26 protein-coding genes are annotated in these 23,608 nt (G+C 41.5%); 20 read left to right on the top strand and 6 right to left on the bottom strand.

Annotation, left to right across the window (positions count from 1 at the left end; translation table 11 throughout):
• Positions 1 to 13: 13 nt before the first annotated feature.
• Positions 14 to 478 carry a DUF6428 family protein gene (locus J0654_RS05920; RefSeq protein ID WP_207026729.1) on the bottom strand — a complete coding sequence of 155 codons (465 nt, stop codon included), beginning with the start codon at positions 476 to 478 and terminating at the stop codon, positions 14 to 16.
• 49 nt (positions 479 to 527) lie between these two features.
• The gene (locus J0654_RS05915; protein ID WP_207026728.1) at positions 528 to 857 is read right to left on the bottom strand and encodes an ArsR/SmtB family transcription factor; all 330 of its coding nucleotides are present in this window, start codon (positions 855 to 857) and stop codon (positions 528 to 530) included.
• A gap of 149 nt (positions 858 to 1,006) precedes the next feature.
• Here J0654_RS05915 and J0654_RS05910 point away from each other — a divergent pair, with 149 nt between their 5' ends.
• From J0654_RS05910 to J0654_RS05865, 10 genes are read left to right on the top strand one after another with little or no spacing between them, the layout of a single operon-like run.
• Positions 1,007 to 2,161 carry a cysteine desulfurase family protein gene (locus J0654_RS05910; protein ID WP_207026727.1) on the top strand — a complete coding sequence of 385 codons (1,155 nt, stop codon included), beginning with the start codon at positions 1,007 to 1,009 and terminating at the stop codon, positions 2,159 to 2,161.
• The gene (locus J0654_RS05905; protein WP_207026726.1) at positions 2,158 to 3,312 is read left to right on the top strand and encodes an XdhC family protein; all 1,155 of its coding nucleotides are present in this window, start codon (positions 2,158 to 2,160) and stop codon (positions 3,310 to 3,312) included. The genes J0654_RS05910 and J0654_RS05905 overlap by 4 nt, the downstream gene beginning before the upstream one ends.
• Positions 3,309 to 3,914, top strand: a complete 606-nt coding sequence (locus tag J0654_RS05900; RefSeq protein WP_207026725.1) for a nucleotidyltransferase family protein — start codon at positions 3,309 to 3,311, stop codon at positions 3,912 to 3,914. Before J0654_RS05905 ends, J0654_RS05900 begins: the two co-directional genes overlap by 4 nt.
• Complete coding sequence (locus J0654_RS05895) at positions 3,911 to 4,147, top strand: MoaD/ThiS family protein (protein ID WP_207026724.1); 237 nt, start codon at positions 3,911 to 3,913, stop codon at positions 4,145 to 4,147. Before J0654_RS05900 ends, J0654_RS05895 begins: the two co-directional genes overlap by 4 nt.
• The gene (locus tag J0654_RS05890; RefSeq protein WP_207026723.1) at positions 4,144 to 5,157 is read left to right on the top strand and encodes a HesA/MoeB/ThiF family protein; all 1,014 of its coding nucleotides are present in this window, start codon (positions 4,144 to 4,146) and stop codon (positions 5,155 to 5,157) included. The genes J0654_RS05895 and J0654_RS05890 overlap by 4 nt, the downstream gene beginning before the upstream one ends.
• Positions 5,150 to 5,593 (top strand): molybdenum cofactor biosynthesis protein MoaE, encoded by a 444-nt coding sequence (locus tag J0654_RS05885; protein ID WP_207026722.1) that lies wholly within the window; start codon positions 5,150 to 5,152, stop codon positions 5,591 to 5,593. The genes J0654_RS05890 and J0654_RS05885 overlap by 8 nt, the downstream gene beginning before the upstream one ends.
• Positions 5,594 to 6,490 carry a bifunctional molybdenum cofactor biosynthesis protein MoaC/MoaB gene (moaCB, locus tag J0654_RS05880; protein WP_207026721.1) on the top strand — a complete coding sequence of 299 codons (897 nt, stop codon included), beginning with the start codon at positions 5,594 to 5,596 and terminating at the stop codon, positions 6,488 to 6,490.
• Positions 6,483 to 7,475 carry a GTP 3',8-cyclase MoaA gene (gene moaA, locus J0654_RS05875; RefSeq protein WP_207026720.1) on the top strand — a complete coding sequence of 331 codons (993 nt, stop codon included), beginning with the start codon at positions 6,483 to 6,485 and terminating at the stop codon, positions 7,473 to 7,475. Before moaCB ends, moaA begins: the two co-directional genes overlap by 8 nt.
• Complete coding sequence (locus tag J0654_RS05870) at positions 7,475 to 8,641, top strand: molybdopterin molybdotransferase MoeA (protein WP_207026719.1); 1,167 nt, start codon at positions 7,475 to 7,477, stop codon at positions 8,639 to 8,641. The genes moaA and J0654_RS05870 overlap by 1 nt, the downstream gene beginning before the upstream one ends.
• A 3-nt stretch (positions 8,642 to 8,644) precedes the next feature.
• The gene (locus J0654_RS05865) at positions 8,645 to 9,400 is read left to right on the top strand and encodes a sulfite exporter TauE/SafE family protein (RefSeq protein ID WP_207026718.1); all 756 of its coding nucleotides are present in this window, start codon (positions 8,645 to 8,647) and stop codon (positions 9,398 to 9,400) included.
• On the opposite strand, the gene J0654_RS05860 is transcribed toward J0654_RS05865, so the two are convergent.
• The 3 genes from J0654_RS05860 to J0654_RS05850 form a co-directional block, all read right to left on the bottom strand.
• A complete protein-coding gene (locus J0654_RS05860) occupies positions 9,397 to 9,744 on the bottom strand; it encodes a winged helix-turn-helix domain-containing protein (RefSeq protein ID WP_207026717.1) in 348 nt (115 codons plus the stop codon). The two genes, J0654_RS05865 and J0654_RS05860, sit on opposite strands and share 4 nt — an antisense overlap.
• A gap of 67 nt (positions 9,745 to 9,811) precedes the next feature.
• Positions 9,812 to 10,936: a DUF4932 domain-containing protein gene (locus tag J0654_RS05855; protein ID WP_207026716.1), complete on the bottom strand. Its 1,125-nt coding sequence runs from the start codon at positions 10,934 to 10,936 to the stop codon at positions 9,812 to 9,814.
• An 86-nt stretch (positions 10,937 to 11,022) separates the two neighbouring features.
• Positions 11,023 to 12,102, bottom strand: coding sequence for a helix-turn-helix domain-containing protein (locus J0654_RS05850; protein ID WP_207026715.1), 1,080 nt, complete (start codon positions 12,100 to 12,102; stop codon positions 11,023 to 11,025).
• 555 nt (positions 12,103 to 12,657) lie between these two features.
• On the opposite strand from J0654_RS05850, the gene J0654_RS05845 reads away from it, so the two are divergent.
• Positions 12,658 to 14,091, top strand: coding sequence for an MltF family protein (locus tag J0654_RS05845; protein ID WP_207026714.1), 1,434 nt, complete (start codon positions 12,658 to 12,660; stop codon positions 14,089 to 14,091).
• Between the two features lie 401 nt (positions 14,092 to 14,492).
• On the opposite strand, the gene J0654_RS05840 is transcribed toward J0654_RS05845, so the two are convergent.
• Positions 14,493 to 15,269, bottom strand: a complete 777-nt coding sequence (locus tag J0654_RS05840; RefSeq protein WP_207026713.1) for a hypothetical protein — start codon at positions 15,267 to 15,269, stop codon at positions 14,493 to 14,495.
• A 1,090-nt stretch (positions 15,270 to 16,359) separates the two neighbouring features.
• On the opposite strand from J0654_RS05840, the gene J0654_RS05835 reads away from it, so the two are divergent.
• The 9 genes from J0654_RS05835 to J0654_RS05795 all read left to right on the top strand — a co-directional run bounded on the left by J0654_RS05835 (position 16,360) and on the right by J0654_RS05795 (position 23,380).
• Positions 16,360 to 16,827: a hypothetical protein gene (locus J0654_RS05835; protein WP_163624464.1), complete on the top strand. Its 468-nt coding sequence runs from the start codon at positions 16,360 to 16,362 to the stop codon at positions 16,825 to 16,827.
• A 445-nt stretch (positions 16,828 to 17,272) separates the two neighbouring features.
• Positions 17,273 to 17,542, top strand: coding sequence for a helix-turn-helix domain-containing protein (locus J0654_RS05830; protein WP_207026712.1), 270 nt, complete (start codon positions 17,273 to 17,275; stop codon positions 17,540 to 17,542).
• Between the two features lie 75 nt (positions 17,543 to 17,617).
• Positions 17,618 to 18,823, top strand: a complete 1,206-nt coding sequence (locus tag J0654_RS05825; RefSeq protein WP_207026711.1) for a primase-helicase family protein — start codon at positions 17,618 to 17,620, stop codon at positions 18,821 to 18,823.
• Between the two features lie 205 nt (positions 18,824 to 19,028).
• Positions 19,029 to 19,931 (top strand): CHC2 zinc finger domain-containing protein, encoded by a 903-nt coding sequence (locus tag J0654_RS05820; RefSeq protein ID WP_207026710.1) that lies wholly within the window; start codon positions 19,029 to 19,031, stop codon positions 19,929 to 19,931.
• Between the two features lie 45 nt (positions 19,932 to 19,976).
• A complete protein-coding gene (gene mbpA, locus J0654_RS05815) occupies positions 19,977 to 20,273 on the top strand; it encodes a mobilization protein MbpA (RefSeq protein WP_207026709.1) in 297 nt (98 codons plus the stop codon).
• A gap of 5 nt (positions 20,274 to 20,278) precedes the next feature.
• Positions 20,279 to 21,139 carry a relaxase/mobilization nuclease domain-containing protein gene (locus tag J0654_RS05810; RefSeq protein WP_237685890.1) on the top strand — a complete coding sequence of 287 codons (861 nt, stop codon included), beginning with the start codon at positions 20,279 to 20,281 and terminating at the stop codon, positions 21,137 to 21,139.
• Between the two features lie 10 nt (positions 21,140 to 21,149).
• On the top strand, positions 21,150 to 21,605 hold the full coding sequence (locus tag J0654_RS05805; RefSeq protein WP_207026707.1) for a DUF6730 family protein: 456 nt from the start codon (positions 21,150 to 21,152) through the stop codon (positions 21,603 to 21,605).
• 195 nt (positions 21,606 to 21,800) lie between these two features.
• On the top strand, positions 21,801 to 22,592 hold the full coding sequence (locus J0654_RS05800) for a type IV toxin-antitoxin system AbiEi family antitoxin domain-containing protein (protein ID WP_207026706.1): 792 nt from the start codon (positions 21,801 to 21,803) through the stop codon (positions 22,590 to 22,592).
• Entirely contained in the window at positions 22,589 to 23,380 is a 792-nt protein-coding gene (locus J0654_RS05795; RefSeq protein WP_207026705.1) for a nucleotidyl transferase AbiEii/AbiGii toxin family protein, read from the top strand. Before J0654_RS05800 ends, J0654_RS05795 begins: the two co-directional genes overlap by 4 nt.
• Positions 23,381 to 23,608: the final 228 nt, after the last annotated feature.

Below are 23,608 nucleotides of genomic sequence, written 5' to 3'. Positions count from 1 at the left end.
TGATGTATTGAAGTTAACAGCAACCGTTTCCTGGAACGCATCCAGAATCTTGAAGTTCGGATAGTTTCACTTTTGGCTTTTCGGCAGGAACACCACATTTGTCCCTGGCCAAACAATCGGTTTGTTTAGTGGTCAACAAAAAGTTGGTGCCGTCAAAGTCCAGGGCGAATTTCTCGATGGTCTGACCTTGGTACTCCACTTCAACCTCCAAATTTCCGATATCCAATGTTTTTTGGGACAATTCAATAATATGGACCAATTTTTCGGGATGAAGCCTATGGTCGTAATCATTGGCGTTCCAAAGTTGGAAGTTGACAACCTCTTCATGGCGAACGGTTCCGCCGCAATCGATAAAATGTTTGGTGATCTTACCCACTTCGGTCACGTGAAAATGATTGGGGACCAAATCGCCATTGGGCAATTGAAAAGCAATGGTGTCCAACTGGGCCAATGCTGATTTAATTTCTTCTAACTTCATAATTAGTTCTATTTATTGTAATATTACGATTAATATGTTCAAATTTTTTTTAGCAACAATCCCCCTGGTCGATATCTTGGTTTAAGAACTCGGACATGACGCTCTTCATCTTCTTCCAGTTGTCGGCATCAATACAATAGCAAACACTTGTGCCCTCAACATTGCCCTGGATCAACCCTAAATGCTTTAATTCCTTTAAATGTTGGGAAATTGTGGGTTGTGCCAAACCGATTTCATCTACAAGGTCGCCACAAACACAGGCATTCAGTTTATACAAATACTGAAGGATTGCCACACGGGCAGGATGACCAAAAACCTTCGCATATTGTGCAATCTGGTTTTGTTTGTCGGTAAATATTTCAGTTTTCGTTAAACCCATGGATAATTTTATTCATTGCAATATTACGATTAATGGTTGATAAAGCAAAGATTTCCTTCAAATTTTTCACAATGGTTTCAAAAATGTATGGAATTCGTCGTTATTCTTTTTAAATTGCGTTATGCACGCCCATACATAACGATATAGATTTGTCACTGAAAGAAAAAATATATCTGGATTATAACGCAACTACCCCTGCCGACCCCAAGGTGGTGCAGGCGATGCTCCCTTATTTTACCGAAAACTTTGGTAATGCGAGTAGTGATCATTCATTTGGTTGGTACGCTGATGATGCTGTGGAAACGGCACGTGGTCAGGTGGCAAAGCTGGTAAATTGTAGACCTGTGGAAATAACTTTTACCTCGGGGGCAACGGAAGCTGCTAACCTAGTCTTGTTTGGATTTTGTAAAAAGAACAGGGGCAAGGGAAATCATATAGTTTCTTGTAAAACAGAGCACAAAGCGGTCTTGGATACATTGGAAGCGTTGGAGTCCGATGGCTTTGAAGTCACTTATTTGGATATAGATGGACAAGGTAATATTGATTTGAATGAGTTTGAAGATGCGATCAGGCCATCGACCTTATTGGTCTGTTTGATGCTTGCCAACAACGAGACAGGTCTTATACACCCTATAAAAAAGCTAACCGAAATAGCACATTCCAAAAATGTTCCCGTCATGTCGGACATTACACAGGCCGTGGGCAAAATTCCAGTTGATTTACAGCATTTAGGAATTGAGTTGGCTGTTTTTTCTTCACACAAACTTTATGGCCCCAAAGGTGTTGGCGCCCTTTATTTAAATAAAAGGAACCATATTTCTATCGATAAACATCTTTTTGGTGGAAACCACGAAAAAGGAGTACGGCCAGGTACCTTGAATGTTCCCGGGATCGTTGGTTTTGGGGAAGCCTGTAAAATTGCCCAGCAAAGCTTGGAGGAAAACCATCAAAAATTCAAAGTTTTGCAAAACCATTTGGAGCAGGGGCTTTCGACTATGGAAGGAGCAACCATCAATTGCCGAAATCAAGACCGTTTGCCCAATACCACCAATGTATCTTTCAAAGGTGTGGATGGAACTAAATTATTACGCCATTTGAACAAGTTGGCTTTATCCCGTGGCTCTGCATGTACTGCCAATCAAGTGAATCCATCCCATGTGTTAAAAGCCATGGGGATTACAGATGAGGTGGCCTTAGCCAGTTTACGGATAAGTACCGGACGATATACCACTTTGGAAGACATTGATAAAACCGTGACGGAAATTGAAAAAGCAGTCGACCAACTAAAAATCAGCATCGTATGAGGGAGTTGGATGTCATTATAGAGCGATATCAGGAGCTAAAATTACAGAGTGTCCGCTGTATTTTGGCCACCGTTGTCCACGTTGAAGGGTCATCGTACCGTAGGGCAGGTGCACGAATGTTGGTGGATGAATACGGAAATATAACTGGAGCTATCAGTGGGGGCTGTCTGGAGGGCGATGCGCTCAGAAAGGCACTTTTTGCCTTGGACAGACAAGAAAATAAATTGGTGACGTACGACACCAGCGATGAGGATGATGCAGTAATCGGTGCTCAGTTGGGCTGCAACGGAATTATTCAAGTGCTCTTTGAACCCATTGCTTATGAAGAGGTATACAATCCCTGCGAACTTTTGAAAGTCGTTGCCGAACAAGAAGTTCCCACGGCCATTTCTGTAGTTTTTGATTTGGATAAAACCAGGCAACAGCTTGGGACCAGTATGGTTGTGGATGAAAATCAGACGGTTTTTGGAAAAAAACTACATGATGATCTGCACAAAGCTTTGCTTGTTAAAAGTAGGGAGGTCATCCACGAAAGCGCTTCTTGTTTTGTAGAGCTATCAACGGAAGGGAAAACGCATTTTGTTTTTATTCAGATACATCAACCATCAGTAAAGTTGGTTTTGGTAGGAGCAGGAAACGATGCCCAAATCTTGGCACAGCAAGCCGAATTGTTGGGCTGGAAAGTCACCGTGACCGATGGGCGACCTACCCATGCAAACAAAGAACGTTTTGTCGGGTCTTGCCAGGTAATTGTGACCAAACCAGAGGAAACGCTCAAGAATATCAACATAGATAATCGAACCTGTTTTGTGCTGATGAGCCACAATTATAACTATGATCTATCGGTTCTCAAGCTACTGCTGGGGAATTCGGAGTCACCCTATATCGGCATACTTGGACCATTGAATAAATATGACCGTATGCTCAACGAGTTAGCGGATGAAGGTTTCGAAGTTTCAAAAGGGGACTTGGCCAAGATTCATGCACCTGTGGGGTTGGAAATCGGAGCTGAGACGCCCGCTGAAATCGGATTGTCCATTTTGGCAGAAATCCAAAGTGTATTGACCAACAAAGGGGCTCGACCGTTAAAACAGAAAACCGAGCCGATTCACGATACAAAAGAAAATCAATTTCAAAAAATATCCATTTGAGCGCAGAAGAAAACATAGCAGTAGTTGTTTTGGCAGCAGGAGGCTCCACTCGTTTGGGACGACCAAAGCAATTGGTGGAATTCAGAGGAAAAACGCTTTTGGGCCATACAGTTGACAAAGTGGATATGCTGGGATTTCAGACCAAGATTTTGGTGCTGGGCGCAAAGCGGGAAGAAATTTTGGATAAGATTGATTCAAACGGGTTTAAAGTGGTCATTAATACCGATTGGGAGCAAGGAATGGCATCCAGCATCAAAGTGGGACTGCAAGCTGCTTTGGCGGAAGAAGCCGGGTTGGACCATGTACTCTTCTTGGTATCCGACCAACCCTTTTTGGAGCGTGCCAACTTGATCAAGCTGGTCCACACCCAATTGATCAACAACCCAAAAGCAACGTATTCCCAATACGGTGATAATATTGGTGTGCCGGCCATTTTTGGTAAGGCCGCATTTCCATTGTTGTTGCAACTGGAAGGAGACGAAGGCGCCAAGAAATTGATTCGCTTGGAGGATTTTGATTACTGTACGGAAACATTTAAAAAAGGTGGTTTTGATGTGGATACCGAAGAGGATGTGCAGCAACTAAAACAAATGGATGTATGAAAGTGACCGTTAAATATTTTGGTTTGGTGGCCGAAGCTGCCGAAAAGTCCGAAGAGGTTTTGGAAATCAACGAAGCACTTACGGCTTCGGAACTAAAAGCACGATGCTTGAACGGCTTGGCCATAGCGGAAAAAGATTCCGTGCAGATTGCCGTAAATCAAAATTTGGACGATAAAACAATTATTAACGATGGGGACGAAATAGCCCTATTGCCACCATTTGCTGGAGGATGAGTAGATACGACCGACAAATAAAACTCACGGAAGTTGGCCCAGAAGGCCAAGCAAAGCTTCTCAATGCCAAGATATTGATTGTTGGTGTTGGAGGATTGGGCTGTCCTGCTGCCATGTATTTGTCGGGCGCCGGAGTTGGTAAAATAGGTTTGATGGACCATGACAGGGTCGATGTGTCCAACCTGCACAGACAAGTTTTATTCCAAGAATCGGACGTAGGAAAACCGAAGGCCCTTGTTGCCAAGGAACGTTTGGAAAAACAGAACAGTGATGTACAGTTTGAGGTATACAAAGAGCCTTTGACCATTGAAAACGCGGAAAAAATCATTCAGCAATACGATGTTATATTGGATGGCACTGATAATTTTGAGACAAAATACCTCATTAATGATGCTTGCATACTTGCTGATAAACCTTGGGTTTTTGCCTCCATTTATAAAAATGAAGGACAATTATCGGTCTTCAATTATGAGGATGGGCCCACTTACCGTTGTGTGTTTCCGAAAAGCACTCGGCAGAATATCAGTTGTGAAGCTACCGGGGTTTTAGGTGTGCTACCGGGCATATTGGGAACATTGCAGGCTGCGGAAGTCCTTAAAATTGTTCTAGGGGCGGGCCAAGTGCTATCCGGTAAGCTAAAGCTTATCAATATGATGCAGGCCAGCGAGCAGGTCATCAAAATAAACAAGCGTCCAGAGCAGGTTGAAAAAATACGAAAAGAAGGAATAGCACCCGTTTATATAGATTGCGATTTAAAAAATAAAGAACAGTGGTACCTCGATGTACGAGAAGTGTTCGAACAGCCCAAACCAAAAGGGAAAAAAGTACTGAGCATTCCTCTGGGCGATCTCACATCACGACACCAAGAGATACCGAACAATAAAGAAGTTTTTGTATTCTGCCAGTCCGGAAAGCGAAGCAAAAACGCTATAGAAATCCTTAAGAATGAATTTGGCTTTCACAACTTGAAAAATGTGGAAGGCGGCATAGAAACAATTATTGATGGATAAGAAGAAACCAAAAAAAGTATTTGTACAAGGAGCGATTCCTCCCGAAAAAATAGCCAATTCGGTGGCCAACCACCAAAGCAAGACGAATATTGGCGCACACAGTATTTTTTTGGGACAGATCAGGGCCGACGAGGTGGAAGGCAAAACCGTGACCGCCATCGATTATACAGCGTATGAGGAAATGGCTGAAAAAGTGTTCCACGACATACGTGAGGCCGCTTTTGCCAAGTTCGACATTACCTGTGCCCATATTTATCATAGTTTGGGCAAAGTGAAGGTAGGGGAACTCTGTTTGTTTGTATTTACATCATCGGCACATCGAAAGATAGCTATAGAGGCCACCAACTATTTTGTGGAAGAAATCAAGGCGAAAGTACCCGTATTCGGCAAAGAGATTTTTGAGGACGAAACCCATCAATGGAAAGTAAACAAGTAAATGGTAGATATTACACATAAAGTGACCACCTTGCGCGAAGCCACCGCGGAAGCCATCGTAAAAACGAGTAGCCAGTCAACTATTGATGCCATACAAAACAATGAGGTTCCCAAAGGGAATGTGTTTGAAATGGCCAAGGCGGCAGGTTTATTGGGCGTAAAGAAAACACCGGACCTGTTGCCCGACTGTCATCCGTTGCCCATTGAGTATACAGGAATCGATTATGAAATCATTGGTTTGGAAATCATCATTTCAATGACGGTAAAGACCATTTACAAAACAGGGGTGGAGGTAGAGGCAATGCACGGAGCCAGTGTTGTGGCCCTTACCATGTACGATATGCTAAAACCCATTGACAAAAATGTGGAAATCGGTACCATTCGCCTTAAATCGAAAAAAGGAGGAAAATCCTCATACAAAATCAATTCAGAAGGGTTGACTGCCGACGTTGTTGTCTGTTCCGACACCATTTCCCAAGGAAAAGGAGAGGACAGGGCAGGAGAGGCTATCATTGAAAAATTGAAGGCTTTGGGAGTGGAATCCCAAAAAAGCATTATCCCTGATGAAGCTGAGGAAATCATCAAAAAGCTGGAAAGCACCTCCGCAGACCTTGTGATTTTTACGGGAGGTACGGGTGTGGGGCCACGAGATGTCACCCCACAGACCTTGGAGCCATTACTGGACATCAAACTAAAAGGAGTAGAAGAACAAATGCGAAACTACGGGCAAAATCGAATGCCGTATGCGATGTTCTCGCGTTCCATTGCGGGCATCAAGGACGGTAAACTTATTTTGGCGCTGCCGGGCTCCACCAAAGGAGCAGCGGAATCAATGGATGCGATTTTCCCCCATGTGCTGCATGCATTTAAAGTGATAGAAGGAAAAAGACATGATTGATACAAAACCACAAATAATAGACAATTTCGGTAGGCCACATACCTATCTCAGGATTTCATTGACAGACCGATGCAACCTGCGGTGCTTTTACTGTATGCCCGAAGAAGGTATTGAGTTGATGGAAAAGCCGAGCATCATGACCTTGGAAGAGATCATTGAAATGACAAGGAGATTCCGTGATTTGGGTGTGGATACCGTGCGGTTGACGGGAGGCGAGCCCTTGGTTCGTAAGAATTTCGGCTATTTGGTCGAGGAGCTCGCCAAGCTGGGCGTAACCCTAAAATTGACCACCAACGGAATTGTACTCGACAAATACCTGGACCTTTTTGACAAAATCGGGCTACGCAAGATCAATTTTAGTCTGGATACACTGGACAAAGCTAAATCTGTGTTCATTACCAAGCGTGATTATTACGAGCGAATTATGAGAAACCTGAACATGGCCTTGGATATGGACATGGACATTAAACTCAACATTGTACTCATAAAAGGTGTGAACGATAAGGAAATCAATGATTTTATCGCCTTGACGAAGGATAAAAATATTACGCCAAAGTTCATTGAGTTTATGCCCTTTAAAGGCAATAAGTGGGACTGGAGCAAGGGAGTATCCAAAGAAGAAATCTTAAAGACCGTTGGCAATAAGTTTGGTGAAATCGAGACCTTGCAAAATCCAAAACACAGTACCTCCACCAATTTTAAGGTGAAGGGACACAAGGGCAGTTTTGGCATTGTGAGTACGATTACAAATCCGTTTTGTGATGAATGCAACCGGATTCGTTTAACCGCGGATGGTAAAATGAAAAATTGTTTGTTTGCCACTTCCGAAACCGATTTGTTGACACCTTTACGCAATGGAGAACAAATTGAAAACACCATTTTGGAGGCCATTAAATCCAAAAAGCAATCCCGTGATGGCATGGACGTGAAAATGGACGCCGACCATTACGAGCAAAACCGTTCAATGATTTCAATAGGAGGCTAATGGTTACGATTGAAGAAGCACTTCGCATTATTAAAGACCAAAAGATTAGTTTAAAAAGTGAACCGAAACCTCTTGAAGAGGTACTCGGTTATGCACTTGCATCAAATACGGTATCCCCTTTTGACGTTCCGGAGTTTGACAATTCCGCGATGGACGGTTATGCCCTTTGTGGACTTTATCAGGAATACCAATTGGTAGGGGAGGTGGCCGCTGGCGATTCAAAGGACGTTTCGTTGAAAGATGGTGAAGCGGTTCGAATTTTTACAGGCGCAAAGGTACCCAAGGACACTATGGCCGTGATGATGCAGGAGAAAACCTCCGTTAAAGAAAGCATTCTTTATCTTGATGAGATGCCCAAAACTGGGCAGAACATTCGAAGAAAAGGAGGCCAATTGACCGAAGGACAAGCAGTGTTTGAAAAGGGCCATATTTTGAATCCACCCTCCTTGGCTTTGATGGGCAGTTTGGGATTGTCGCAATTGGAAGTTTTTTCCAAGCCACAGGTCAACATTATCACTACAGGAAATGAACTTGTAAAACCAGGCGACCCCAAAACCGCGGGACAGATATACGAATCCAACAGCTACGCGATTTCGGGAGCGTTACAACAATTCGGATTTCAGCACCATCAAAAAACACAAATAAAGGATGATTTTGAGGCTACAAAAGCGGGTATTAAGACCGCATTGGAATCCTGTGATGTGTTGATTATCTCAGGTGGAATATCGGTAGGCGATTATGATTTTGTAAAACAATCCCTCGAAGAAAATGGGGTCAATGAGTTGTTTTACAAGGTATTTCAGAAGCCTGGAAAACCGCTTTATTTTGGCAGAAAGGGCAATCAGTTTGTGTTTGCGCTCCCTGGTAACCCGGCATCTTCATTGACCTGTTTTTATGTGTATGTGCTTCCTTTGCTCCAGAAACTATCAGGGTATGGGAACTATGGTCTACCCACCTATCAATTCCCCATAAAACATGCATATGAAAACCGTTTTGGACGTCCATCGTTTTTAAAAGCCGCTGTTGTTGATGGAAAAGTGGAAGTTTTGGACGGCCAAGGTTCTTCCATGATTCAATCTATGGCAAAAGGTAATGCACTTGCTTTTGTAAATGAGGGCGAAGTATTGAACGAAGGCGATTTGGTGAAGTGCAAATTAATAGCCTAGGGAATGAGCGTTGAATATTTGCCCATAGTCTTCTTTTTGATCGCATTGTTTTATAGCTCGGTCGGATTTGGGGGCGGGTCCAGTTATTTGGCAATTTTAAGCCTTTTCCTGACCGATTTTTACGAAATCCGTTCCACCGCACTTATTTTGAACATTTGTGTGGTAACCATTGGAACCATTGTATTTATCAGGAACAGGGTATTTGATATGAAATTGTTCTGGCCTTTTTTGGTGATGAGCATTCCGTTTGCCTATTTAGGAGCTCAAATTCGCTTATCACAAACCGTGTTCTTTCTGGTATTGGGAAGTGCCTTAGTGATGGCAGGTTTTTTTATGCTACTTCGCTTTGCAAAGAAAAAACTGGACTCCAAACAATTTTCCAACTCTAAAAAGTTGCTGTTGGGAGGCAGTATCGGCTTGCTTTCAGGTATTTCGGGGATAGGTGGTGGTATTTTTCTATCCCCCGTGCTTAACCTTTTAAAATGGGCAAACCCAAGAGTGGTGGCCTCTTTGGCCTCCGTATTTATTTTGGTGAATTCCATTTCGGGTTTGATCGGCCTCAATGTGGCAGGAACTTTCAAACTAAATAATGAATTGATGCTGCAATTGGTGGTTGCCGTGGTTATTGGTGGAAGTATTGGTTCTTATTTGTCCAATAAAAAGTTCAATCTTAAGTTTTTGGGCGTGCTTACCAGTATTTTGGTACTTTACGTGGGATTACGTTTGATTTTGCTACACGGTTTTGGAATTAAAATTTAAATCAAACCCAACATTTCATCCTTATGTTGCTCTAGGGTTTCATTTATGTCATCATTCATTTTTTGGAAGGTGATCAGCACTTTTTTACCGGTCTCTGTTAATTCAGCCCCACCACCTTTGGTACCGCCTTTATGCAGTTCCACATAAGGTTTTTGGCCTCTTTGGTTCATGTCTTCAACCATTGCCCATGCCTTCCGGTACGACATCCCCATTTCTTTGGCAGCTTTGGATAAAGAACCGTTTTTCTCAATCATTAACAACAGTTGCGCGCGTCCTGGCCCAAAAAACTTTTTCCCGTCAATATCGACCCAACATCTTGTCCGTAATTCCTTTTTACTTTCCATTACAGTTCAATTTAAGCATATAATTTTGAAAAAGACAGCCCTGGAGTTTTTACCTTATGGTATGCCATCATTTCTTCTTGGCAAGTAGCAAGAGGCCCTTTTTTACGGCCTCACTGTAATTATCATATGCTCCCCGATCGTATTTTTTCAACGCGTTCAAAATATCCGGGATGTACTTAAAACTACGTTTGTTAATATAATTGTATCGCAGACGCTCTGCACGTTCCAGATTCCCCATTTTTTCCGCAATGATGATTTCACCTGCCCTAACAAAATGTTCGTAAAGGGATGCCTTCCAGGTATTGTAGCCTTGATCGGCCATTGCTGACTTTATTGCTGCAAATAGGTGCTCCGATTTATTGAACAATTCGTTTGGTTGATCTGCAACCACGGGGTTTACAAAGGAGTGACCGTACTCATGGATGGTGAGTTCGGAAAGTTTGTCCAAATTGGCAAAGCCCATATCCAAGTTTTCGGGATTCTCAAAATGTTGAAAGTCGACAGCTCCGAACACACTGTAGATCACATCATCACTTTTTATTCCAAATCCCATTCCCTTTGGTATGGTCAAACTTGGTATCAAACGGTAGGAATCGAATTCGTTTTTATAGAATTTCTCCATTGCGGTGATAAAACCGTTATCGGATAAGGTCGTGGAAATCTCTTTTTTTGCCTGTACGTAATACGGTTTGGCATTTTCCATGTAGGAGTCAAGATCAATCTCTTGGGCAAAACCGTTCATTCCCTCCAGAAATATCTGTGCATTTTTCAAGGCTTCTTCTGGATTTTTATCCTTTGAAAAATTGAGGTAGTACCCCACATCCAGAGCATCGTTGATTTTTGCGTTCGGCACATCATCCAGTTGTAGTAAAAATGCGGTCAGGTAGTCGAGCCACAGGTGGTCTGCCACCGAGAAAGCCTTGAGTAGATTATCACTGTTCTGATAGGGCTCAAATTGCTGGTATATTTTAAAACCATAAGAATGCCATTCCTTTTTGGGTATGGTCTTGCCATCGACCTCCACGGTTTTATTCTCAATATCGATACCTTCAAACCCGATAAAGTAACCGATTCCCAACAACTCTATGTTCTTGTTTACTTCAATGTCCATTTTGGAAGATCTGATCGGACCGATTTGGGCACTTGTAATAATTGGCAATAAGAATGTAAATAGGATTGAAATTCGTTTCATTTTGTTTTTTTGGACAAAGCAATATTGATTTTTGGTCATTATCGCCTTTTGGGGGTTTCCGGACGTCCGAAAACGTGTTTCCGCACCTATTTGTTGTTTAGGTAGTCCGAGGGGTTTTTACCGGTTTGGACCTTAAAGGACTGGTTAAAGGTGGATTTGGAATTAAAGCCCACATCCATGGCAATTCCCAAAAGGCTTTTATGGCGTTGCTGTGGATTCTGTATACGTTCAATGGCCTCGTTTACCCTAAACTGGTTCACAAAATGCCTAAAACTTGTTTTGTGGTGGGTATTGATCAGTTCAGAAAGATATCTTTCGGGAAGGTTCAATTGTTCTGCCACTTGCGCCAAGGTCAACTTTTGCTTCAGGAAAACCTTTTCTTTTTCGAACAAATGCCTTAATCTTTCCAATTCCGTTGAATCATCCAGGTTTGGATAGTTGTTTTTTCTTTTTTGAAACTTGATGATTTCGGGGACATCAAAAAATCGAGGCTGAAAATAACCGAGGTAGCCCATGGCAAAGATGAACAGCAGCAACAGTGTTTTTATAATATTGAACACTTCGATTTGGAAAAAGGATTGCAATGCCCAGAGCAGGGTCAAGAAAAGGAATACAGCAAAGAAGATGTACAGCTTGGTGAGCGACTGTAACCCCATCTTTGAACGATAGTTTTTGTATTGAGCCGTTAATTGTAACAAAACGAAGCCGAAATATGCCAGAACCGCGACCATTCCGATAAGGGGGAGTATTTCCGTCAGAAAAAACCAGAATTGATTTTCGATCAAATGATAATCGGTGCCTAAAAGCCTATTGGAATAAAAGACAAAGCCGGCCAACCCAATTTCAATACAGGCAGGAACAAAGTAAAGGATATCTTTTCCTCGGAACAGGAAGGAGGCTTTTGTATTGGCTTTCACAAAAAAGAAAAGCGCTGACGGTAATATCAAATAAGATCCAAGAATCCAAAAAGGGAGCATGTGTGGTGTGCTATGGTAACCAATGCCCGTGGCCCAAGCGTTTAAAATTTCCAGCGTAAAAACCAGAATGATCAGCCCCAAAAAAAAGGTTGACCACCTTCTTTTTAAAATGGTGGACAATAGGGCAAGACTTAAAAGAATCCCCTGACCCGAAATCAATAAAAGAACGATTTGTTCAAAATTCTTCAATACGGAACTTTTTTGGTAACAACTGAATTTCGTTTAGAATACGGCAAAATACAGAATTTGGGACGATTACCCATTTTTGAAATTACTGGTAATTTATACATTAGTGGACAACAGCACAAACAAATGGTTATCACAAGTTGTACATTGAACAAAGTGTTATATGTACGATCGCTAAAATCAGATTGGATACCCAAATGGCCTTTTATACCCAGTATTGTAATCTTGTTCACAAAAAAATAAATGGTCATAGATAATGTTATTTCGCACTTTTAGCATCTTCAAAAAGTCGAGTTAAGGCCGATGTATGATGTCCAATTAAGGTTAGCGCCGGTTCTTTAAACAGTTTTAACCTTGATTAAACCCACCATTTTATTTATTTTTTAGGAATCAACCAAAAAGACTGAACATTTATAGACCATTTCCACAATGCACTTATGGGTTCATATTAAGCACCCAGAAAATCAATGATATGGATTTATTTGACAAGGAAATAAAAAACCGATCGTGCATACAAAAGGAAACTTTCAAAGTTTAAATGTCCAGTCACCCTGAAATATGAAAATAAAAACCTTTATTGTAAGTCTTTGTAGTTTGGTTTTACTAGCCTGTAATACCAAAAACAAAGAAATTGATTCCAGTGTAGATAATTCAAATCATGTAAGCAAGGATTTTGAGGATATAAAAGAAGATGGGAAATTAAGAGCGCTTCTTGCCTACAGCAGTACAAGCTATTTCTTGTACAAAGGGAGGCCCATGGGTTACGAATATGAACTGTTGGAAAGACTCGCGGAACATTTTGATCTTGAGTTGGAAATCACCGTTTCAGAAGACTTGAATTCATTACTATCAGAGTTGAACAAAGGCACGGTCGATATCGTTGCTTATGGTTTGGCCATAACTACCGAACGCAAAAAAAAGGCAGCGTTTACGGATTACCTATATCTGACCAATCAAGTGCTTGTGCAGCGAAAGCCATCAAACTGGAGAAAATTGACCTTGGATAATATCAAAAAAAGATTGGTGCAGGACCCTGTTCAGTTAATAAACGACACGGTATCGGTCAGGTTTAGCTCTTCATACTTCGACCGTTTGCAAAATCTTTCCAAGGAAATTGGGGGGCCTATTGTTATAGATACCCTGAAAGGAAAATTAGCTACAGCGGAAATTATAAAAATGGTTGCAGACAAGGAAATTAAATACACCTTGGCCGATAAAAATCTGGCTCAAATCAACGCATCCTACTTTCCAATTTTAGATGTGTCGGTACCCGTTAGTTTTTCTCAGCGAATAGCCTGGGCGGTAAATAAAAACTCCAAGGAATTTTTGGCCAAGATCAATAAATGGATTGAAAGCGAGAAGAAAAAAAACGACTATTATGTGATTTATAATAAATACTTTAAAAACAAACGAAACTTTAATCGTCGCATAAAAAGTGAATTTTATAGCCTTACCAACCATCAAGTAAGTAAGTATGATAGTATAATTAAAAAGAATGCAAAAAAATTGGGATGGGATTGGAGACTTTTGGCTTCATTGGTATATCAAGAATCCCGGTTCGATCAAGAAGCCAACTCTTGGACAGGAGCAGAAGGTCTAATGCAACTTATGCCAAACACAGCTGAGGAATTAGGTGTGGAAAACAGCTTGGATCCCGTTGACAATATAAATGCAGGGTCTAAATACTTAAAAAGCATTTACGAAAATTTTCAGGAGATTACGGATACCGTTCAGCGCATAAAATTTACGATGGGTGCTTATAACAGCGGTTACTACCACATTAAAGATGCTCGAAAACTTGCGACATTGAACAAGTTGGACCCAAATGTTTGGGATGGGAGTGTCAATGAAATGCTTTTGGAGCTTTCTTATCCTAAAAACTATAATCACCCCTCAATTAACTATGGCTATGTGAATGGAATTGAACCCTATAATTATGTGAACCAAATTTTTGAAAGGTATGAGCATTATGTGAATGTTATTGAGGAGTAGCCGAATGACCACAATTTTTCAATTTGTTTTTTTTGGAAGAAACGGAGGATAACCACGCCGAAGAATCGAATTGAAAACGAAAATTAAAGTTGATTGGGAGCTTGTTTTTGATTTATCATGAAGTATCGATTTACAAAAACTTTCAACCAAACAAAGCAAACGTGAAAATGTGGAGTTAGTTGATAAGAGGGCCGGTAATTACCGGCCCTCTATCTTCATTTGTATGTAAGACCTTGGAAGTAAATTCCTGATGTTTTGATCAAGGTCCTGCACATCAACTCCAAAGTCTGTGATACAAGAATCATTGTACTTACACAACTGGCTAGTCGCAGAGGCAACTAAGGCCGGTTTAACTCAGTAAGTACGGTTTTTATTGGATTAAATTATTTGTTGTTACACAATTAATCGTCCAACAGATCTATGTGTGCCTTAATGGCATTTCGGATGCTTTGTGCCAAATCGTTGTTTCCATCGGGGTCTGATGGACTGATTTCAATGGTGCCATCTCCATTTCCATCGGTTGCCTGTGATAGGTCCACACCTGCAGTACCGTCAAATATCAAACTCAGATCAAAATCTATAACAATGCCCCCGGGGGTCGAGGAAATAGCGATATCGAAGGTCGGATCTTCAAAATCCACTTCGACCTCATCCTCAAAATTGTGCCAAAATATAAATGGGGTGTCCTGAACGGTACCCTGGATCAGTACCGATTTGCCAAAAAGATCACTAGTGGCATCTGTACTTTCATCAAACTTGAACTCCAATTCCTCAAAATTTCCCATGGGCATGGTCACGTTGATAAAACTGATCTGACCCGCCATGAGGTCTAGTTCAAAAGGCCCGGCCAGTTCAATTTCATCCTCGAAATCGTAATAACCATCGTCGTCCCATAGATCATCATCGGAGCCTTCTAGGTCATCACCTGAATCTTCAAGATCAAGCTCCAATTCAAATTCCTTAAGGTTCATTCGAAAATCAGTGACAACGACATCACTGTTGACCGTTTTGGAAGTAGTAGACTTTCCGGAAGCACTTGTGAAGGTACTTTTTGCACTTACACTCAGCCTACCTGTGTTTTCGGGCATTTCGTCCTTGGAACAACTGAAAAGTCCCATAAAAGAAAGCAATAATACAAAAGCTAAGGATTTCTGTGTAGATACATTAAAATTTTTCATGTTAAATAATTTGGGGTTTACCTATAAACAACTTGTACTGAATAAACCCTACCGGAATGAAAAAAAAATATTGATAATGTAATAGTTGGCACGAGAGATGTGATGTTTTTGACGGAATATGAAGAGAAAGAAGGGGAGTTAAATCCTAAGCGACTTCGTAAATTCAATTATATTTTTGATCAATATCGATTGGATTAATAGTTGAAAAACAGAGTCAGCTAAACGATTTGTAAATCTAAATCAGTATAAAATTGGAAGTTCTGTCAACTAGACTAGCACCCAAAAAACAAAAGCCCCTAAAAAAGGGGCTTTTTACGTAATTAAGCGGAGGAAGAGGGTCTTCTTTAAATTGAAAAAACCACTGTTTTTAGGGGTTGTAAAGGGTGGGGAATTGATACTGACACCGAAAGGGACACCTTTTTAACAGTAATTTAACAATTATGGGCTTTTTAAATGCCAAATGGATACAATGAGATTTAAAATAAATTAAAGAGCTTCAAAATGACAGAATTTAAAATTGGGTAATACCAGATAACGAAATCAAAATTTAAAATAGAAAGTCTATTTAACCAGGATGTTAAAAACTTTCAATAGGTCACTTAATGAAATCTCTATCAAAGAAACCTAACTTTCCTGGTAGGCAAGAGGCCACCGGTTCGAATCCGGTATTCTCCACTAGGATTTATAGGGCTTGAAGAGTTTTTAACTTTTGAAGCTTTTTTTATTTGCACGCAATTTGCACGCAAACTCAGGTCAAATTTGTTTTTGATTATTTGTTGCAAATTGGACTATTTCGATGTTTTTTCACTTATTTCTGAGTAATTTGAAAAAGTTATATACCCATTGGATATCTTTGACCTTCTTTTCCTTTTATCAACCAGATTCCCGGCCATAGTAACTTTTGCCAACCAATCCTTACCGTTATTGTACAGATAGCCGAATTCTAAAAAAAATGATTTCACAACTATTAGGGCACGATTCACAACAAAAAAAGATGATTTTATATCATCAGGGTAGGGAATTCGTTAGTATGATTGTTTAACCTATGGAAACTATAAAACAACAATTCTTAATTAATCAATAGTAAAGTATGAAAACCTCAAATCTATTTAAATACTTAATAGCCGGAGTAATGGTCCTTACCGTCATTGCCTGTAGCAAAGATGATGACCCTTTTGCGAGTGTAACGGTCAATGGAACAACATTAAGAACAAGCCCTTCCGACTTTACCGTTGGTGACCGGTCGGATTTCAATGGTGACATCGATGCAAGTTTTACCGGCAACGGTGGTTCTACCACCCGTATATTCAGCTGGAACAACAACCTCAGTACAGCGGATTATAATGCCGATATCACTGCGACTACGGAAGGTACCTTCAATATGGTGGTAACAGATGCAGATGCAAATATCGTGTTGAATAGATCATTGAACGGTGCGGTTGAGCCCGATTCTTTCTCTGGAGTAACCGACGCAGGCACTTCCGGAATATGGACCGTAACGATTACAGTAGAATCTTTTAGTGGTGATGGCAGCTTTTCTTTGAGTGAAGGAAACTAGTCAATTCTCCTACTTGTAAATACATAAAAGCACCTCATAAACGGGGTGCTTTTTTTTGAAGTAAAGTGAACAGGTTTAAAAAGCTAACCCTTTTCGAGACAGTATTCCAGAGCTACCTGAATGTTTTCATCCAATAATCAATCGTTTATTGGTGCCCAAAATTTTATATCTGTTTATTTCAATTGTTGATAACTCAATATCCTTGTATTCTAAGAAAATTCGATTGATGTCATTTGATTTGATTTAGAACAAAATTTTATTTGCCATTTTTCATTTGGTTTGATATGAACTGATATGATGTAAGTGTTTGCACATCAATTTTTTGTGGATAAAATTCAATCCATAAACCTTACTTTCCCTCCGCCCTCTATTATCTTTATCCAAAGAATTCTTCAAAGGAAAACAAAAGCGCTTTTGTTCATTTCTAATCGTTAAAAGGAACAAAATGGACAATTTTTTGATACTCGAACGGCTTGACCGTTTGGAACGACTTATGATAGCCAATAAAGAAGTACTGACCTTTGATGAGACCTGTGATTACACCGGCATATCAAGAAGTTATCTGTACAAGCTTACCGCTGCGGGGCAAATCCCGCACTCCAAGCCCAATGGAAAACTTATATTCTTTGAAAGGGAAAAGATAGTCAGTTGGTTGCTACAGAACCAAAGTAAGCCATTGCCGGAAAGCGAAACGATTGTGGATTCAAATCCTTAGTCGCGTATTCATCTTTAAATTATTTGTGGATTCACCAAAAGTGGAAGTAATCACAAAATTCCAAAAAGCACCAATATGGAAACAGTACCCTACATAAGGGTCGGGACCACTTTTTACAAGTTGGTAAGGATTCCGACCATTTCCGGACATTTCAACGAGCAGCTGCTCCCGTGGAACGAGCATATCATAAAACAGGACCATGGCAAGGACTATCTGGGCAAGGTTCCCAAATATGACGGGTTCGCCTGTATTCCCTGTCATGTCGATTTTAAAAAAGAGCACCACGGTTTCTACAACACCTATTCCCCTTTGGCGCACGAACCGAAAGAGGGAAGCATCAAAAGAACATGGGCCTTTTTGGGGCATATCTTTGGTAACCAACTGGAACTGGGACTGGACTATCTGAAACTCCTGTACCAAAGACCGGTGCAGGTGCTCCCCATCCTTTGTCTGGTCTCCGCCGAAAGGAACACGGGGAAAAGCACCTTTCTCAAATGGCTCAAGGAAATCTTCGGAAACAACCTTACCTATCTGACCAATGACAGCTTTGCAAGCCAGTTCAATGCGGACTGGGCCAACAAGCTGTTGATATGCGTGGACGAGGTGCTGTTCAACAAGGAGGAGCTCACCGAGCGCATCAAATATCTGAGTACCACCAACAGGAACAAGCTGGAGGCCAAGGGCAAGGACAAAAGGGAAGTGGAATTCTTTGGAAAATTTATCCTCTGCAGTAATAACGAGGACAGTTTCATCAAGATCGATGCCCATGAGACCAGGTTCTGGGTTAGAAAGATTCCTTCACTTAAAAGGGAGGACACCGATTTCTTGGACCAGTTGTCCAAGGAAGTGCCCGCTTTTTTGGATTTCCTTTCAAAAAGGGAATACAGCACAAAACAAAGAACCCGAATGTGGTTCACAGCTAAACAGGTTTATACCCCTGCCCTTAAGAAGCTGGTGAACAATAACCGAAATAGGGTGGAGAAGGAACTGGCCAGTCTACTGCTCAGTGCCATGGAAAAGTTCGAGATGGACTCGGTGGACCTTTGTCCCATCGATGCCCTGCACATGCTCAACCGCACACGGGTCAAGACCGACCTGACCCAATTGAGGCGGTTGCTGAAAAAGGATTGGAAACTGGACAACCAGCCAAATTCAAACAAGTACCAAAAAATCACCATTTGGAACAACGGCGAGATCAACACCGAGGACGCCAAGGGAAGGTACTTTACCATAAAAAAGAATTTTTTGGTCCAAAATTTTGATGATTTGATGACAGATTGATATAAGCCCAGTGTTTATAAGGGTTTAGGCTGTCATCACTTTGTCATCATTCTGTCATCAAAATAAAAAATGATGACAGGGACAATGAAGAAAAAAACAAAAGTGATGAAACGATGACAAAATGATGACGGGGGAACAACCAGTATTTACAGGGTCTCCCAGAGGTTTGTCATCAAATCATCAAAAATCGATTAAAAACAGAACCATGAAAGAAAAGAGATTGGACTGCGAAAAAGCCCGCAACATTGACATCGTTTCCACGCTTGCCAATTTGGGGCACTTTCCAATCCGGAAAACGGAAAAAGAAGCTTGGTTCCTCAGCCCGTTCCGGATCGAGACCCAAGCCTCTTTCAAGGTATCATTGAAGAAAAACTATTGGATAGACTTCGGGACCTTCGAAGGGGGCAGTACCATAGACCTTATCATGAAAATGGAGAACTGTTCCGTAAAGGAGGCATTGGAACGATTGTCCGGGAACATGGACCATTTTTCTTTTCACCGGCGGCCGAATCCAACCAAAACAGAACACCGGTCCAATCCGATTGAAACCATCCAGGAAGAGGAAATCGAACACCGGGCCCTACAAAACTATCTGAGCTCCAGAAAGATCTCGATCACAACAGCCAGAAAACTTTGCAAGGAGATACATTATCGAATAGGGGAGCGGATATACTTTGGCATCGGACTCCAGAACAGGTCTGGAGGCTGGGAGCTGCGGAACAGCTATTGGAAAGGGTCCACATCGCCAAAGGATGTTTCATTGATAAAGAACGATTCCAAAAACTTGACCATTACCGAGGGCATGTTCGATATGCTCACCCTATTGGAGCTGAAGCCGGATATCGTAAACAGCCATGACCTTCTGGTATTGAACACCACGGCCTTTGCAAAACGAATGATAAAAGAAGTAGGGGAATATGAAAATGTGGAGCTGTTTCTTGATAGGGACAAAACGGGAATGGGGATGACGGAACTTTTATTGGAAAAGTGCCCGAACAGTAGGGATATGTCCTCTCCCTATGAAGGATTCAAGGATATCAACGAATGGAAGGTAAAAAGCGCGAAGAATGAAGTTCGGCAACGAATTCAAGATGTGTCATTGTCATGACAAATCTTGCTTTTGCTCCCGAAGGTCGCAAAAGATGATGTGAAAATGAAGAAAGAGTTCGTCCAGTTCCGGTGCTCGGTCTACGAGAAGAAACTGCTGAAGGTCAAGGCCCGGAAAAGCGGTCTTTCCGTCAGCGAGTACTGTCGCCGTGCGGCCTTCGATGACCGTATCGTGGAGCGGATGACGGACGAACAGATAGAGGCCTATAAGCTATTGGTCAAATACCAACGAAATTTTAGGCTGATCACCAATATGTTCCGGAAGCGGAACCCCAGGTTGGCCGAGGAAACGGCGCAGCTGGCCAAAGAGATAAGACAACACCTTTTAAATTTCAAGAAATGATAGGCATGGGGAAATCCATATCGCACACCGCAGCCTCCATGAGCTACGGTATGAACGAGGAGAAGGAATCGGAGATCATCCACAGCCAATATCTGGCGGGGGAGACCCCAAGAGAGATCACCGAGGAGTTCAAGGTCATCCAAGAACAGAACGAACTGTGCCGTAAGAACACGCTCAGCTTTGTGCTCAGTCCCACCATCGAGGACGGCAGGAAATTCGAAAGCGAACGGCTCAAGGAAATGACCGAACGGTTCCTTAAGGAAATGAGGTTGAAGGAACGACAGGCTGTGGCCTTTGTACACAGGGATAAGGAACACGTACATGTCCACCTGTATGTGAACCGGATAAACTTTCAGGGCAAGGCCTATAACGACAGCTTTATCGGGAAGCGGAGCCAACAAGTGGCGGAGCGGGTGGCCAAACAAATGGACCTGACCACGGTAAGGGAGGTACAGCAGGAAAAACTCTACCGGATGCAACATGTCCGCTCTGAAATACAAAAGATCCATGAAAAGGTCATGGCCAGGGAACGGCCAAGGGATTTTGACCAGTACATCAAATCCATGGAGCAGAACAATGTAAAGGTCATTCCCAGCATCAACAGGCAGAACCAGTTACAGGGCTTCCGTTTTGAGTATAAGGGAACCAATCTCAAGGGAAGCGAGGTGCACCGGTCCATGTCCATGGGCAGGATTGCCCGTCAAATGAACTTTGAAAGAAATATGGCACAGCGGATTGCCAAGGACAGGAGCATGCAGCTTTTGGGCAGGACAGTGAATGTCCCAACAAGTCTGACCCAGACCATCATAAAGAAAACCATCAAATTGGCCATCAAGGTGGTCAGGGACACAGGAATAGGAATTTAAACATAACATCATGGCAAAAATGGATGAAATAGCGGAACTGTTGACAGAGGAGATCAACGGATTTGAAAGGAGTATCGGCCGATTGGAAAAGGTTCATGAGTATTTCAAAAACCATCCATTAAGGCCAGATACCAGCGAATTAAATGCGCTTCTAAAAGACTATGGCAACAACCAAAATAACAACATTAAGGAACAACAAAGACTGATGGAAAGGATTCTTCATAAAGTAGAGCGGTCCGTTCTCTTGCCCAGTTGGGCCATAAAACTTACTTGGGGGTTGTTGGTCACGGTCCTGTTGGTCCTTGGTTTTTCCATCTATCAGGTATCAAGAATTTCCAAGAAAGAAGAGGCAGCATTCATCAAAGGTCAGGATGATGCAATTGAACACTACGGGACATTCTTTAAAGAAAGCCCAGAGGCAAAGGAACTCTACCAAAAATGGCTGGAGGTAAAAGGCAAAAAGTAGGACAGCGCCCTAGCCTATTTTTGCTTTACGCTTATCTTTCCGAATCGCTGCAAAAATAGGCCAGGGTCCATGCGCTGAAGTTGGAGGTAAGGATTTGGGGTTTATCTAAGCTGAAACCGTAATTTTGAGTAGACTTATTATATATTTGTTTGCGATTAACTACATTTATCATAAATTTACGCAAACAGATTTGAGGTGATAGGCCACGATATTTCAGATTATTTATATGAAATCCAAGCTCAAGGCAGGTATTCTGTTAGTCTGCATGAGCTTAGGAAACGCTTTGGCCCCAACGAAAACGCGATAGCCCAAAAACTACACCGTTTAAAAAAGGAGAACAAACTTGCCCAGGTACGAAAGGAATTTTATGTAATTATCCCTCCTCAATATTCCCATATGGGAATATTGCCCACTATCTATTATTTAGATGATATGATGAATTTCCTTAATCGGGAATACTATCTTGGGCTATACTCTGCTGCTGCACTTCATGGCGCAGGACACCAACAGCCGATGCAATCGCAGATTATTATTAAAAAACCGGCACTTAGGGACATCAAGACCAAAAATCAACATTTAAAATTTTTTACGAAAGGTTCTTGGAGGGGCGATTGGTTGGAGCAAAAGAAAACCGATGCCGGATATGTCTTGGTCTCAAGCCCTGAATTGACTGCTGTAGATTTAGTACATTATCATAAGCAAATAGGAGGATTAAATAGAGTGATTCCGGTTCTAGAAGAACTAAGCGAGAATTTTAAGTCGTCAAGAATTTTAGCTATTGCCAAGGAATCATCCCTACCCACCTTACAGCGATTGGGCTATCTATTGGAGCAGTTGTCAGAAACTAAACTTGTAGATAATCTATCCAATTTTTTGAGGGCAAATAAAACCAATACGGCTCCATTATCATTGTCCCACAAAAACAAGAGTGGTTTCATGGATGATAAATGGAACTTGATCATGAATACTGAACTGGATTTTTCATGATACCGAGGAGATATATTACCGAATGGAAAGCAAACGCCCCATGGCCGACAGACGCACAAGTGGAACAGGACTTGGTCATAGAGCGCGCTTTGGTGGCTTTGTTTTCGGACCCTTTTTTAAAGGAGCATGTAGCGTTTCGTGGTGGTACGGCCTTACATAAAATCTATTTGAAACCCCAAGCCCGTTATTCCGAGGATATTGATTTGGTTCAGATAAAGAAGGGCCCCATAAAGCCAATTTTGCAAGCTATAGGAAAGCAGCTTGATTTTTTGGGAACCAAAAGAAACATTAAGCAGAATGTTAATATGAATACGGCGACCTACCGCTTTGAATCTGAAATTCCACCGGTTGTCAACATGCGGTTGAAGATTGAAATCAATACTCGAGAACACTTTACTGTCATGGGCTATACCGAGTTAGAGCATAGTATGGAAAACGGTTGGTTTTCTGGAAGTTGTACCATGAATTCCTTTTCTATTGAGGAGTTGTTGGCCACAAAACTACGAGCATTATATCAACGCAGAAAGGGGCGGGATTTATTCGACTTGAACCATGCAATAAGTCTACTGGATGTTGATACAGATAAATTGATATCTATATACAAGCACTATATGGATTTTTCTAGAGGGCAATCACCAACACAAAAACAGTTCTTGTTAAATATGGATGAAAAAATAGAGGCTCCGGATTTTGGAGGTGATATCTATGCGCTGTTAAGGCCCGGCATTGAATATGACCAAAGAAACGCCTACGAGATCATAAAAAAACAACTTCTCTCAAAAATATAGAAATAGTAATTCGGAAGAACGAAAAAAAACAATTTTAAAAACAATTATGAGCCATAGTCTGGCACGGCGAATCGCCAAGAATAAAAGTATGCAGCTTTTTGGTTAGGATAGTGGATGTCCCAACAAATCCCACCATATGCTTTGTGAATACTTTCATAAACGAAAGTCAAGTTTTTTGCGAAAAAAACTTGACTTTTAATTTTTTTTGGAACTTAGTTGCTTTGTGTT

Source organism: Flagellimonas profundi, assembly GCF_017313275.1.
GTDB classification, from domain to species: Bacteria; Bacteroidota; Bacteroidia; order Flavobacteriales; family Flavobacteriaceae; genus Flagellimonas; species Flagellimonas profundi.
Note: the sequence above shows the minus strand (reverse complement) of the source record. Positions and strands in the feature narration are given on the sequence as shown.